The organism is Enterobacter sp. E14S (assembly GCF_055666685.1).
This window is the reverse complement of record NZ_JBVODQ010000006.1, coordinates 56,344-70,271: the sequence shown is the minus strand read 5'-3', so window position 1 is coordinate 70,271 and position 13,928 is coordinate 56,344. Positions and strand designations below refer to the sequence as shown.

Below are 13,928 nucleotides of genomic sequence, written 5' to 3'. Positions count from 1 at the left end.
GCAACCTCTTTGCTTTTACAGGAAGTGACAGAATTTACCGACAACGCCCAGCAGCACGGTGATACCGATCAGCCGCAGCGGGCTCCAGCCGCGGCGTACCAGCCAGAACATCGTCAGGGTGTAGACCAGCGGCAGGAACGCGGGCATCAGCTTGTCGATGACGTCGGCCTGCAGTTTGACCACGGCATCACCCGCCTTGATTTCGAGCGTGGTATTGAGGCGGACGTAGGTTGCCACCAGCGCGCCGATCACCGTCATCCCGACGATAGACGCCGCGTGGCCGACCTTTTTGGTGTTGGCCTTAATCAGCGGAATGGCCGCGACGCCCATCCGGTAAGCGTAGTGCGCCAGGCCAAAGCGCAGGCCAAGGTGTACCACGTTAAACAGCACGATAAAGACCACCGCGCCCAGAATCGATCCCTGCAGCGCCAGGCTGGCGCCAATACCGCCGCAGATGGGCAGCAGGGTTAGCCAGAACATGGCGTCGCCAATACCGCCGAGCGGCGCGCCGACGGCAATTTTGGTGCTCTGGATGCTGTTCACATCCTGCTTGGATCGCTCCATCGCCAGAATGATGCCGATAACAAAGGTCACCAGGAACGGATGGGTGTTAAAGAAGCCCATATGGCCTTTCATCGCCCGCGCCAGGTCCCGCTTGTTGGTGTGGATCTTTTTCAACGCGGGCAGCAGCCCGTACAGCCAGCCGGAGGCCTGCATACGTTCGTAGTTAAACGATGCCTGCAGCAGCATGGAACGCCAGGCCACGCGGTTTATATCCTTTTTCGTCAGCTCGGCACCGATGTTCTGGTCTTCGTAGACGTTTTCATTCACGCCGGTCAGCAGTGTCTCTTCGCTTTCAGACACGCCCGGCAGGGTGGTGTGGTTAGATGCCATCTTCGAATTCCTCTTTCTGGGCTGCGGGAGCCGTCGGTTCAGGTGATTTACGCATCAGGTCAATCAGCGCCATGGCCAGCGCGGCCGCCGCAATCGCCAGCACCGGAAGCTTGAGCCAGGCGGCGGCGACAAAGCCGATAATGAAGTAAGGGATGTAGACGTTTTTCATCATGATCTTCAGCAGCACGGCGAAGCCGATGGCTGGCATGATGCCGCCCGCGACGCCGAGGCCGTCAATCAGACGCGCTGGCAGAACGTCAATGGCGGTTTTCGCATGTTCCGCACCGAAGTAGATCGGCAGGAACGCGCACAGAAAATAGAAGATGCCGAGCGCCAGCAGCGCAAGATAGTTAACCCGTTCAATACCGTGAGTATCTGCATTGGCCGCCATGCGATCGCAGCGCGACATGACGCCGGACATCACCGAGAAGAGGAACGTAATCCCCATCTGAACCGCCACGGCAAACGGCACGGCGACGCCAACCGCAACTTCTGGCTTCACGCCGGTGCTGATGGCAAATGCGGTACCCACGATGGTGCCGATAATGACGTTAGGCGGCTGGGCACCGGCTAGCGGGGCCAGCCCCATCCAGACCAGCTCTAACGTCCCGCCGGTCAAAATGCCGGTGTGCAGATCGCCCAGAATCAGGCCGACCAGCGGCCCGAGTACCACCGGGCGGTGCATGTGCGTTAACCCGTTAAACATATCCAGACCGGCGATAAAGGCGAGTATGCCTAACCCCAGCGCCTGCAACAGACTGATTTCCATTGTGAATCCCTCAGAGCAGTTTAAAGAGATCCAAAGCAGTTTCTGTTGGAACGCCCTGAACGAAGCATTCCACACCGGCCACTTTCAGGCCGTTGAACGCGGCGATATCGTTCGCGTCGACAGAGACCGTTTTGGCAATTTGTTGTTTGCCACTGGCGTAGTGCATGTTTCCGACGTTAATACGGGTGATGGGCACGCCGCCCTCAACCAGCTTCAGAAAATCGGCGGGTGATTTGCAGACCAGCAGGATTTTCTGGCGGTCAGCGGCGCGGTGAATGTTGTCGATCGCTTTTTGCAGCGACCAGAAGCGCACGGCGATCCCTTCCGCGAGCACCATTTCCATCAGGTTCTGTTGAACCGGATCCTCAGCGACCTCATCGTTAGCGACGAGCACCAGGTTTGCCCCCGCAAACCCCACCCACTGCACGCCCACCTGACCGTGGATCAGGCGTTCGTCGATGCGGCATAAAACAATGTTTGGCATAGCGTTTTCCTCTTTTTTAATTATGCGTTTTGAGTCGTTACGCCTTCGCAGGCGGCGTGGTACTGCTGGAGTATGTCCTGAATGTGGTCGATGATGAGTTCCCGTGGCGTTGACTTGAGAGCGCCCTCGCGAACTTTGGCGTACTGCAACGGCAGGTACTGGCTGATCAGAGGCAGGGGAATAGGCTCGTCTGCCAGGTTACGCACCAGCCGTGCAAAGGCGTCGTCAATCTGGCTGTCCGGCCAGTAGTAGCGCACGCGGTCAGAGTAGCTGTAGCCGCGCGCCAGGCGACGCGCGTTGCCGTCACCGTGGTAATGGCTTTGCCAGTATTCCGGGCGATCGAGCATGACGTTTTCCAGCACGTGACGCAGGCCGGAGCTGGCTTTTGCCGGCAGCAGCTCCTCTTCTATGGCGGCCAGCGAGAACAGCGCTTCGCGCATGGCGAAGGTCAGGGCGGGGCCAACTTTCAGAATGGCAAAGTGATCGTTAACCAGCTGGCGCAGCGCCTGCGGCGTCTGGTAGTCGGTGGAGTGCGCTTCAAACACCAGCGTATCGTAGGCTTCAACCATTTTGCTCAGGGCAACGGCTTTCTGCGGCTGATAGTCGCAGACGTGCGCATGATCGAACTCCACGCCAGGCTGGACCACCAGGCCAATAATGCGCGGCCAGATATCGCTTAAACCTTCCTTTTCGAACGCGTGGCGGTGCGCCTCAAGCGTGGCGCGGGCCGCGTCCGGCGTGGTGACGGCAAGTTCGGTGAGCGTCTCGTGCGCGCCACCGGGAACCGGCACTTCCGTGCCGATAACGTAGACCAGATCGGATTCACCAAACTGCTCGCGACAGGTCGCTTCGGCAATCTTCGCCAGGCGTGCGGAGCGTCCGGCAACGATCGCGTCGGTCAGGGGAACCGGGTCGTCCTCGCAGGACATGCTGCAGTCGAGGTGGATCTTTTTGAATCCGGCAGAAACATAGCTTTTGATCAGATCGTTGGCATTTGTCATCGCCTGTTCCGCAGGGAGATTTTGCCAGCGGTTAGGGCCCAGATGATCGCCGCCGAGGATCAGCTGTGACGTCGGAAAACCGAGCGACTCGGCCAGCCGGCAGACAAACCCGTGAAAATCCGCAGGCGTCATGCCGGTATAGCCGCCAAACTGATCCACCTGGTTGGAGGTGGCCTCGATCAGCAGCGGCGACTGATGCGAATGCGCGTAACGAATGGCTGCTTCAAGTACCAGCGGATGTGCGGAACAGACGGCATAGATCCCGTATGAATTCCCTCGTTTATGTTGTTCCACCATTTCTGTCAGATGTTTCACTTTCCTCTCCATTTCGGATGGCAATGACACTTGTCTTTCGTTTTGTTTCATTTAATCCTGCATCATGGTGATATAAAAATAAAACGAAAGATAATGGTTTTCCGATCTGTTTCACAAAAGAAACATAATGAAAGGTTTCAGCGCAGTGTAGGCTTGCGTCTGGACGTAAGGCGGGACTTGCATTCCCGAAAAAGAAAGGCCTTAATAGACAAAACGAAATGAAACGAAAGTTTATTTATTAAGGAGCTCGTATGAGCAGCACCGATTCATCCGCAGAAAAGCGCATCACCGGGACCAGTGAAAGGCGAGAGCAGATCATTCAGCGGTTGCGGGCGCAGGGAAGCGTGCAGGTTAACGACCTGTCTCATCTGTACGGCGTATCGACGGTGACGATCCGCAACGATCTGGCGTTTCTGGAGAAGCAGGGCATTGCCGTTCGCGCTTACGGTGGGGCATTGATTTGCGAAGGCAACATGCCGGGCGCTGAGCCTTCCGTGGAGGATAAAAGCTCGCTGAATACGGCGGTAAAGCGCAGTATCGCGCAGGCCGCTGCCGCGCTGGTCAAACCCGGGCACCGTATTATTCTGGACTCCGGCACCACGACGTATGAAATCGCCCGCATGCTGCGCCAGCACACGGACGTGATTGCGATGACCAACGGGATGAACGTGGCGAATGCGTTGCTGGAAGCGGAAGGGGTGGAACTGCTGATGACCGGCGGGCATCTGCGCCGTCAGTCGCAATCTTTCTACGGTGACCAGGCAGAACAGTCGCTACAGAATTACCATTTTGACCTGCTGTTCCTCGGCGTTGACGCCATCGATCTCGACCGCGGCGTGAGTACGCATAACGAGGACGAAGCCCGTCTGAACCGCAAAATGTGCGAGGTGGCGGAGCGTATTATCGTTGTCACGGACTCCAGCAAATTTAACCGCTCAAGCCTGCATAAAATCATTGATACGCAACGGATTGATATGATTATTGTCGATGAAGGCATTCCGGCGGAGAGCCTGGACGGGCTGCGGAAAATCGGGATTGATGTGGTGTTGGTTTAAGGGGGCTTTTCCCCTCACCCTAACCCTCTCCCCATAGGGGAGAGGGGACCGTTCGGTGCGGTTGGGAATATGAATCACGTCACCGGTGCCGGGTTGAACACCGCCAGCTGATTATGTAATCCCCATTGATCCGAGAAGGTTTTCTTCCGTCCGCTGGCGACATCCAGAATGAAGTGGAACAGCTTCCAGCCCACGTCCTCAATGCTCTCTTCCCCGGTGGCGATGGTGCCCGCGTTGATGTCCATTAAGTCATACCAGCGGTTTGCCAGCTCGGTACGGGTCGCCATCTTGATCACCGGCACCGCCATCAGGCCGTACGGCGTGCCGCGCCCGGTGGTAAAGACCTGTACCGTAATGCCTGACGCTACCTGCTGCGTGCCGCAGACGAAATCGCTGGCCGGCGTTGCCGCGTAAATCAGGCCGCGCTTCGTCGGGCGCTGGCCCGGAGAGAGCACTTCCACAATCGCGCTCTGTCCGGATTTGGCAATCGACCCGAGGGCTTTTTCCACCACGTTCGCCAGGCCGCCTTTTTTGTTCCCCGGAGACGGGTTGGCGCTGCGGTCGGTTTTGCCCATATCGAGATAGCTATCGTACCAGGCCATTTCCTCGAGCAGGCGCTTCCCGACCTCTTCATTAACGGCGCGCGGCGTAAGCAGATGGATGGCGTCACGGACTTCGGTCACTTCGGAGAACATCACCGTGGCGCCGCAGCGGACAAGCAGATCGGACGCATAGCCTACCGCCGGGTTGGCCGTTACGCCGGAGAAGGCATCGCTGCCGCCGCACTGGGTGCCCACGACCAGCTCTGAGGCCGGGCACGTTTCACGCTGCCGGCGGTTGAGTTTGTCGAGATGACGCTCAGCCACCTGCAGGATATCGTCGACCATTGAGCGGAAACCCACGTGGCGTTCGTCCTGCAGGCGCACGATGCTGGCCTCGTCTGCCGGAATGGCTTTCACATCTTCGGTACCCTGCAGCAGGCGCTCTGGCTGCAATTTTTCACACCCCAGACCGATGACCATCACCTCGCCGCCAAAGTTCGGGTTCAGGGCGATATTGTGGATGGTACGGATAGGCACTACCGCAGCGGGGGCGTTAATCGCCACACCGCAGCCGTAGAGGTGGTTCAGGCCCACCACGCCGTCGACGTTCGGGTATTTCGGCAGCAGGTCGCGCTCGATGATTTTCACCACATAATCCACTACGCCCGCCACGCAGTGCACGCTGGTGGTAATGCCGAGCAGATTCTTGGTGCCGACGCTGCCGTCCGCGTTGCGGTAGCCTTCGAAGGTATAGCCCTCCAGCGGAGGAAGCGGTTCCGGCACGCGGGTCGCCAACGGAAGCGTGTTCAGCGGCGGCGCTTCCGGCAGCGCCACCAGCGACTCCTCAACCCAGCTGCCCTGCGGTATAGAGCGAACGGCATAGCCGATGACTTCACCGTAACGTACGATTTCGCTGTTAGCAGGGATATCCACCAGGGCGACTTTATGTCCCTGCGGAATATGCTCAATCAGTTCCAGCCCGTCCGGGAAGCGGGTGCCCGCTTTTAAGCCATTGTCGTTGACAATTATCGCCACATTATCGGTGTCGTGGACTTTTATATAAAACGCCGTCGGCGATGCCTGTCGAATTTCAATGTCGGCCATTGTTCAGTATTCTCCAGCAAAGTGTCTGATAATAAATTCAGCCAATTTTCAAAGGGCAGAAATAAATACGCGGCTTTCAGAATTAAAGCATGTCAGCATAGGGGATATGAAAATGTGATCGCGATCGCTCCAGAACCAGTAATGCCTGATTCTGTGCATTAGCGCCCAGCGCCTTGTGCATATGCAAAAAAATTCATTGAAATGTTACGCAATGCTTGAGCATTAAAACAATGTGCGGTCGTGGATTGCGTCTTATACTGAATGACGATTTTATAACGCCAAAATACGTCAGAATAATAAATATAATGCTGGTGCGGTGTCTGAATAAATAAAATGATGCTGATATAGGCTGCGAATTAAAAAGGTAAATATGATGAATAACGATATCTTCCCGAATAAATTTAAAGCGGCCCTCGCGGCGCACCAGATTCAGATTGGCTGCTGGTCCGCGCTGGCAAACCCTATCAGCGCCGAAGTGCTGGGCCTGGCCGGGTTCGACTGGCTGGTGCTGGACGGCGAACATGCTCCGAACGATATCAGCACCTTTATTCCGCAGCTGATGGCGCTGAAAGGCAGCCCCAGCGCCCCGGTAGTGCGCGTGCCAACTAACGAGCCGGTAATTATCAAGCGCCTGCTGGATATCGGTTTCTACAACTTCCTGATCCCGTTTGTGGAGACGGAAGAACAAGCGGCGCTGGCCGTAGCCTCCACGCGCTATCCGCCAGAAGGGATCCGCGGCGTTTCCGTTTCTCATCGCGCCAATATGTTTGGCACCGTGCCGGACTACTTCGCGCAGTCCAATAACAACATCACCATTCTGGTTCAGATCGAGAGCCAGCAGGGCGTTGATAACGTTGACGCGATTGCAGCCACAAACGGCGTGGACGGCATCTTCGTCGGCCCAAGCGATCTGGCGGCCGCCTTTGGCCATCTGGGTAACGCCAGCCACCCTGACGTGCAGCGCGCGATCCAGCACATCTTTGCCCGCGCTAAAGCACACGGCAAACCGTGCGGCATTCTGGCGCCGGTTGAGGCTGATGCTCGTCGCTATCTGGAGTGGGGAGCCACGTTTGTAGCCGTCGGCAGCGACCTCGGCGTATTCCGCTCGGCCACGCAGAAATTAGCCGACGCTTTTAAAAAATAACCATCATTGAGGAAACAGATTATGACGCTGAAAGTGGGTTTTATTGGCCTGGGCATCATGGGTAAACCAATGAGTAAGAACCTCATCAAAGCGGGTTACTCACTGGTGGTATCCGATCACAATCCGCAGGCCGTGGCAGAGGTGATAGCGGCGGGCGCTGAAACGGCCACCACCGCGAAGGCCATTGCTGAACAGTGCGATGTCATCATCACCATGCTGCCAAACTCACCGCATGTTAAAGAGGTTGCGCTGGGTGAGAACGGCATTATCGACGGTGCGAAGCCGGGCCTGGTGTTGATTGATATGAGCTCTATTGCACCGCTCGCAAGCCGTGAAATCAGCGAGGCGTTAAAAGCGAAGGGCGTCGATATGCTGGATGCACCGGTCAGCGGCGGTGAGCCGAAAGCGATCGACGGCACGCTGTCGGTGATGGTCGGCGGCGATAAAGCCATTTTCGATAGATACTACGACCTGATGAAAGCCATGGCGGGCTCCGTGGTGCATACCGGGGACATCGGGGCGGGTAACGTGACCAAGCTGGCAAACCAGGTGATTGTGGCGCTGAACATTGCCGCCATGTCCGAAGCGCTGACGCTGGCAACCAAAGCGGGCGTCAACCCGGATCTGGTCTATCAGGCCATTCGCGGCGGTCTGGCGGGCAGTACCGTACTGGATGCCAAAGCGCCGATGGTGATGGATCGTAATTTCAAACCCGGTTTCCGCATCGACCTGCATATCAAAGATCTGGCGAACGCGCTGGATACGTCACACGGCGTGGGCGCGCAGCTGCCGCTGACCGCGGCGGTCATGGAGATGATGCAGGCGCTGCGTGCGGATGGCCTGGGCACGGCCGATCACAGCGCGATTGCGTGCTACTACGAAAAACTGGCGAAGGTGGAAGTGGCGCGTTAATCACGCCTTGCCCACACCTGAGGGTGACAGCGGCGCGCAAACCCTCTATACTGCGCGCCGAAGCTGACCAGACAGTCGCCGCTTCGTCGTCGTCCCTTTCGGGGGAGACGGGCGGAGGGGAGGAAAGTCCGGGCTCCATAGGGCAGGGTGCCAGGTAACGCCTGGGGGGGAAACCCACGACCAGTGCAACAGAGAGCAAACCGCCGATGGCCCGCGCAAGCGGGATCAGGTAAGGGTGAAAGGGTGCGGTAAGAGCGCACCGCGCGGCTGGTAACAGTCCGTGGCACGGTAAACTCCACCCGGAGCAAGGCCAAATAGGGGTTCACATGGTACGGCCCGTACTGAACCCGGGTAGGCTGCTTGAGCCAGTGAGCGATTGCTGGCCTAGATGAATGACTGTCCACGACAGAACCCGGCTTATCGGTCAGCTTCAACTTCTTAAAAAACCCCGCTTCGGCGGGGTTTTTGCTTTCCGGGTGATGCTGGATGGGTAAGTGCAGAACCGGACAAACGACATCAATTCTCATATTTGCGACATTAAGCACATTTCACTGCTTTTATACCTTTCGTATCGATCCTGTACCTGTAGACGATCGCCATCACAAAATTTCACGCTAAAAAACAGGTGATTTTCAGTATTGATAATTTGTTATGTTTGTTATCTATATGATCGAGAATCTTTTCTCGTTTGATATGCATATATTGAAATCAAATACATTTCTCCCGTGAATATGTGACGCATTCCACTCTTTTCCGCAAACCTGAAAATTTGCATCGGAAAAATTTAATAAATTGAAAGATTGTTTCAAGCAAATAGCGGTTATTTATTGGTCTTTAATTGCCTGAAAGATCGTCTTTATTGATTTTTTTAACGCTGAAAAATTTATCAAGGTTATCGCCATAAAATAAATTTATTACTACTGCTTTTATTGATCGATATCAGCGTAATGGTGTGGCTGTATTTATTCATGTTATTGATAATAAATGCATTTTTTGGTTGTCATTGTTCCTGTGAAGCACGCGGAAAAGCAAATTGTGAGTGACAGCACATACCCCCTTAAACACTATTAGGTAGAATCCGCTCCGTCATAGGGAAATAAGCGCAGAATATTATGAACACTATTATTCTACCGAAAACACAGCACCTCGTGGTATTTCAGGAAGTCATTAAAAGTGGCTCCATAGGTTCTGCAGCAAGACAGCTTGGCCTGACGCAACCCGCCGTCAGCAAAATCATCAGCGATATTGAGTCCTACTTCGGCGTGGAAGTGATGGTGCGTAAAAACACCGGCGTAAAACTCACTGCCGCGGGCCAGGTTCTGCTCTCGTACTCTGAGTCGATCACCCGCGAAATGAAAAACATGGTGAGTGAGATTAACAGCCTGAGTTTCAGCACCGTTATGGACGTCTCCTTTGGCTACCCGTCGCTGATCGGCTTTACCTTCCTGTCCGAGATGATCAAAAAATTCAAGGAAGTGTTCCCGAAAGCACGCGTCTCGATGTATGAAGCCCAGCTCTCCTCTTTCCTTCCGGCCATTCGCGACGGCCGTCTGGATTTCGCTATCGGCACGCTAAGCGATGAAATGCTGCTGCAGGATCTGCACGTCGAACCGCTGTTTGAGTCCGAGTTTGTGCTGGTCGCCAGCAAAACGCGAACGTGCACCGGCCCGACGACACTGGCATCGCTCACGCACGAGCAGTGGGTGATGCCGCAAACCGATATGGGCTACTACAAAGAACTTCTGACTACCCTGCAAGACAACCACATCAGCATCGAAAACATCGTCCAGACCGATTCCGTCGTCACCATTTATAACCTCGTGCTGAATGCCGATTATCTGACGGTCATTCCCCGCGACATGATTGCCCCGTTCGGTTCTGACCAGTTTATTGTGCTGCCCGTGGAAGATGAATTACCCGTGGCGCGTTATGCCGCCGTGTGGTCAAAAAATTACAGGATTAAAAAATCGGCGTCAGTATTAGTTGAGCTGGCAAAACAGTATTCGTCGATGAATATCGAAAGACGACGATGAATAATGAGTAATCATTTTAAAAACACCCAGAGCTTATCTCTGTAACGCTCTGATACCCTGACTTTGCCTGAAAAGAATGAATTATTATAACGAGGATATTATGCATATTACCTACGATCTCCCGGTAACGATTGAAGATATTCAGGACGCCAGAAAACGACTGGCAGGAAAAATATATAAAACAGGTATGCCGCGCTCGAATTATCTTAGCGAACGCTGTAAGGGCGAAATATTCCTGAAGTTTGAGAACATGCAGCGTACCGGCTCGTTTAAGATCCGCGGCGCGTTTAACAAATTAAGCTCGCTGACCGACGCCGAAAAACGCAAAGGCGTTGTCGCCTGCTCCGCGGGGAACCACGCCCAGGGCGTGTCCCTCTCCTGCGCGATGCTCGGTATCGACGGCAAAGTGGTGATGCCGATGGGCGCGCCGAAGTCTAAGGTGGCCGCGACGCGCGACTACTCCGCTGAAGTGGTGCTGCACGGCGAGAACTTCAACGACACCATTGCCAAAGTCAGCGAAATCGTCGAGATGGAAGGGCGCATTTTTATTCCTCCGTACGATGATGCCAAAGTCATTGCCGGGCAGGGCACCATCGGTCTGGAAATTCTCGAAGATTTATACGACGTGGATAACGTTATTGTGCCTATCGGCGGCGGCGGTTTAATTGCCGGGATTGCGACGGCAATTAAATCCATCAACCCCACCATTAATATTATCGGCGTGCAGTCAGAAAATGTTCACGGCATGGCGGCATCGTATCAGGCCGGGGAAATAATGAGCCATCGCATTACCGGCACGCTGGCCGACGGCTGTGATGTTTCTCGTCCCGGTAATTTACCGTTCGAAATTGTTCGCGAGCTGGTTGATGACATTGTGCTGGTCAGCGAAGACAACATTCGCGACAGCATGATCGCGCTTATTCAGCGAAATAAAGTGGTGACGGAAGGCGCCGGCGCGCTGGCCTGTGCCGCGTTATTAAGCGGCAAACTTGACCACTATATTCAGGGTCGTAAAACCGTCTGCATTATTTCCGGCGGCAATATCGATCTCTCCCGTGTTTCCCAAATTACCGGCTTCGTTGACGCATAAAGGTGACCTATGAGCAACACAGAAAGCATTATCGTTGGCCAGACAAAAACGTCCTCCTGGCGTAAGTCTGATACCACATGGACGCTCGGCCTGTTTGGTACCGCCATTGGCGCAGGCGTGCTGTTCTTCCCCATTCGCGCAGGCTTTGGTGGATTGATCCCTATTCTGCTGATGCTGGTTCTCGCGTTCCCGATTGCATTTTACTGCCACCGCGCGCTGGCGCGTTTGTGCCTCTCCGGCAGCAACGTCTCGGGCAACATCACCGAAACGGTGGAAGAGCACTTTGGTAAAACCGGCGGGGTGGTGATCACCTTCCTCTACTTCTTCGCCATTTGCCCGCTGCTGTGGATTTACGGCGTCACCATTACCAACACCTTTATGACCTTCTGGGAAAACCAGCTCCAGCTGCCTGCGCTGAACCGCGGCGTGGTGGCGCTGTTCCTGCTGCTGCTGATGGCCTTTGTTATCTGGTTTGGTAAAGACCTGATGGTGAAAGTCATGAGCTTCCTGGTGTTCCCGTTTATCGCCAGCCTTGTGCTGATTTCCCTGTCGCTGATCCCTTACTGGAACTCGGCGGTGATTGACCAGGTCAACCTGAGCGATATCGCCTTCACCGGTCATGACGGCATTCTGGTCACGGTGTGGCTGGGTATCTCCATTATGGTCTTCTCCTTCAACTTCTCGCCTATCGTCTCCTCGTTTGTGGTCTCCAAGCGCGAAGAGTACGAGCCGGAGTTCGGGAAAGCGTTCACCGAGCAGAAATGTTCCAAAATCATCGGTCGCGCCAGCCTGCTGATGGTGGCCGTGGTGATGTTCTTCGCCTTTAGCTGCCTGTTTACGCTCTCTCCGCAGAACATGGCGGACGCTAAGGCGCAGAACATTCCGGTGCTCTCCTACCTGGCGAACCACTTTGCGTCAATGTCAGGAACCAAATCGACGTTCGCGACGGTACTGGAATACGGTGCCTCCATCATTGCGCTGGTCGCTATCTTCAAATCCTTCTTCGGTCATTACCTGGGCACGCTGGAAGGGCTGAACGGCCTGATCCTCAAGTTCGGCTACAAGGGCGATAAGAAGAAAGTCTCCGTTGGCAAGCTGAACACCATCAGCATGGTGTTCATCATGGGCTCCACCTGGGTTGTGGCCTACGCCAACCCGAACATTCTGGACCTTATTGAAGCCATGGGCGCGCCAATCATCGCCTCTCTGCTGTGCCTGCTGCCGATGTATGCCATCCGCAAAGCACCGGCGCTGGCGAAATACAAAGGGCGTACCGAGAACATCTTCGTTACCGCGGTCGGCCTGCTGACCATTCTGAATATCGTTTACAAACTGTTCTAACCCATTGCTCAGGAAGAGCGGAGTCACATGATGATTGAGTTTCCGGTTGTACTGGTTATTAACTGTGGATCGTCCTCTGTTAAGTTTTCGGTGCTCGACGCCAGCAGCTGCGATGCCCTGATGACGGGCATTGCAGACGGGATCAACACCGAGAAGGCCTTTATTTCCGTGAGCGGGGGTGAGCCAGCCAGACTGGCTCACCAGGACTACGAAGGGGCGCTGGCTGCCATCGCCCTGGAGCTGGAGAAGCGTAACCTGATGAGCAGCGTGGCCTTAATTGGCCACCGCATTGCGCACGGGGGAAATCTCTTCAGCGAGTCGACCCTGATCACGGAAGAGGCGATCGCGCAGATCCGCCAGGTCTCCCCGCTGGCGCCGCTGCATAACTACGCCAACCTGAGCGGCGTGGAAGCGGCAGAGCGTCTGTTCCCGGGCGTGCAGCAGGTCGCGGTATTTGATACCAGCTTCCACCAGACGCTGCCGCCGCAGGCGTATCTGTACGGATTGCCGTACCGCTATTTTGAAGAGCTGGGCGTGCGCCGCTACGGCTTCCACGGCACCTCTCACCGCTACGTGGCCGCACAGGCGCATACGCTTCTCGGGCTGTCCCCCGATGACAGCGGCCTGGTGATTGCCCATCTCGGCAACGGGGCGTCCATCTGCGCGGTGCGCAACGGCGAAAGCGTCGATACCTCGATGGGGATGACGCCGCTGGAAGGGCTGGTGATGGGGACGCGCTGCGGCGATGTGGACTTCGGCGCGATGGCGTGGATTGCCCAGCAGACTGGCCAGTCGTTTGAGGATCTGGAGCGCGTGGTCAATAAAGAGTCCGGGCTGCTGGGGATCTCCGGCATCTCCTCCGATTTACGCGCGCTGGAGAAAGCCTGGCACGAAGGCAACGAGCGGGCGCAGCTGGCTATCCATACCTTCGTGCACCGCATTGCGCGACATATTGCCGGCCACGCGGCGTCGCTGCACCGCCTGGATGGGGTGGTCTTTACCGGCGGAATTGGCGAAAACTCGAAGCTTGTCCGCACGCTGGTGGCGGAACATCTGAAAGTCTTCGGCATCATCCTCGACGACGCCAAAAATGCCCTGCCGGGGAGCGCGGGTGAGCGCGTGATCTCCACCGAATCGTCCCGCGTGGCCTGCGCGGTTATCCCTACCAACGAAGAAAAAATGATCGCGCTGGACGCCCTCCGTCTTGGAAAGGTTACCCCGGCCGCGGCTTACGCCTGATAAAG

At 55.7% G+C, this 13,928-nt stretch carries 12 protein-coding genes and 1 other RNA gene; 8 read left to right on the top strand and 5 right to left on the bottom strand.

Translation table 11 applies throughout. From position 1 onward, the window contains the following. Positions 1-15: 15 nt before the first annotated feature. Genes agaE through kbaZ form a run of 4 tightly spaced genes read right to left on the bottom strand, consistent with a single transcriptional unit; the run spans position 16 to position 3,463 of the window. Positions 16-894, bottom strand: coding sequence for a PTS N-acetylgalactosamine transporter subunit IID (gene agaE, locus ACZ6J2_RS14135; protein WP_045355422.1), 879 nt, complete (start codon positions 892-894; stop codon positions 16-18). Further along, the gene (gene agaW, locus ACZ6J2_RS14130; RefSeq protein WP_024906387.1) at positions 884-1,663 is read right to left on the bottom strand and encodes a PTS N-acetylgalactosamine transporter subunit IIC; all 780 of its coding nucleotides are present in this window, start codon (positions 1,661-1,663) and stop codon (positions 884-886) included. The genes agaE and agaW overlap by 11 nt, the downstream gene beginning before the upstream one ends. Positions 1,664-1,673: 10 nt before the next feature. Next, complete coding sequence (agaV, locus tag ACZ6J2_RS14125; protein WP_471726009.1) at positions 1,674-2,147, bottom strand: PTS N-acetylgalactosamine transporter subunit IIB; 474 nt, start codon at positions 2,145-2,147, stop codon at positions 1,674-1,676. A 20-nt stretch (positions 2,148-2,167) separates the two neighbouring features. Then, complete coding sequence (gene kbaZ / locus ACZ6J2_RS14120; RefSeq protein WP_471726008.1) at positions 2,168-3,463, bottom strand: tagatose-bisphosphate aldolase subunit KbaZ; 1,296 nt, start codon at positions 3,461-3,463, stop codon at positions 2,168-2,170. 251 nt (positions 3,464-3,714) lie between these two features. Here kbaZ and ACZ6J2_RS14115 point away from each other — a divergent pair, with 251 nt between their 5' ends. Further along, the gene (locus tag ACZ6J2_RS14115; RefSeq protein ID WP_471726007.1) at positions 3,715-4,518 is read left to right on the top strand and encodes a DeoR family transcriptional regulator; all 804 of its coding nucleotides are present in this window, start codon (positions 3,715-3,717) and stop codon (positions 4,516-4,518) included. Between the two features lie 74 nt (positions 4,519-4,592). Here the strand turns inward: ACZ6J2_RS14115 and garD are convergent, their stop codons facing one another. Further along, positions 4,593-6,164, bottom strand: a complete 1,572-nt coding sequence (gene garD / locus ACZ6J2_RS14110) for a galactarate dehydratase (RefSeq protein ID WP_471726006.1) — start codon at positions 6,162-6,164, stop codon at positions 4,593-4,595. 373 nt (positions 6,165-6,537) lie between these two features. Between garD and garL the strand changes: the two genes are divergently transcribed. The 7 genes from garL to tdcD all read left to right on the top strand — a co-directional run bounded on the left by garL (position 6,538) and on the right by tdcD (position 13,923). Next, the gene (gene garL, locus ACZ6J2_RS14105) at positions 6,538-7,308 is read left to right on the top strand and encodes a 2-dehydro-3-deoxyglucarate aldolase (protein ID WP_471726049.1); all 771 of its coding nucleotides are present in this window, start codon (positions 6,538-6,540) and stop codon (positions 7,306-7,308) included. Positions 7,309-7,329: 21 nt separating this feature from the next. After that, positions 7,330-8,220, top strand: a complete 891-nt coding sequence (garR, locus tag ACZ6J2_RS14100; RefSeq protein WP_023309302.1) for a 2-hydroxy-3-oxopropionate reductase — start codon at positions 7,330-7,332, stop codon at positions 8,218-8,220. Between the two features lie 59 nt (positions 8,221-8,279). Then, an RNA gene (rnpB, locus tag ACZ6J2_RS14095) (RNase P RNA component class A) lies at positions 8,280-8,656 on the top strand. A 676-nt stretch (positions 8,657-9,332) separates the two neighbouring features. Continuing rightward, the gene (gene tdcA, locus ACZ6J2_RS14090; protein ID WP_008501504.1) at positions 9,333-10,253 is read left to right on the top strand and encodes a transcriptional regulator TdcA; all 921 of its coding nucleotides are present in this window, start codon (positions 9,333-9,335) and stop codon (positions 10,251-10,253) included. 100 nt (positions 10,254-10,353) lie between these two features. Beyond that, complete coding sequence (gene tdcB / locus ACZ6J2_RS14085; RefSeq protein WP_213788063.1) at positions 10,354-11,343, top strand: bifunctional threonine ammonia-lyase/L-serine ammonia-lyase TdcB; 990 nt, start codon at positions 10,354-10,356, stop codon at positions 11,341-11,343. Positions 11,344-11,352: 9 nt separating this feature from the next. Then, the gene (gene tdcC, locus ACZ6J2_RS14080; protein WP_029739656.1) at positions 11,353-12,684 is read left to right on the top strand and encodes a threonine/serine transporter TdcC; all 1,332 of its coding nucleotides are present in this window, start codon (positions 11,353-11,355) and stop codon (positions 12,682-12,684) included. Between the two features lie 30 nt (positions 12,685-12,714). Beyond that, positions 12,715-13,923: a propionate kinase gene (gene tdcD / locus ACZ6J2_RS14075; RefSeq protein WP_471726048.1), complete on the top strand. Its 1,209-nt coding sequence runs from the start codon at positions 12,715-12,717 to the stop codon at positions 13,921-13,923. Positions 13,924-13,928 lie beyond the last annotated feature (5 nt).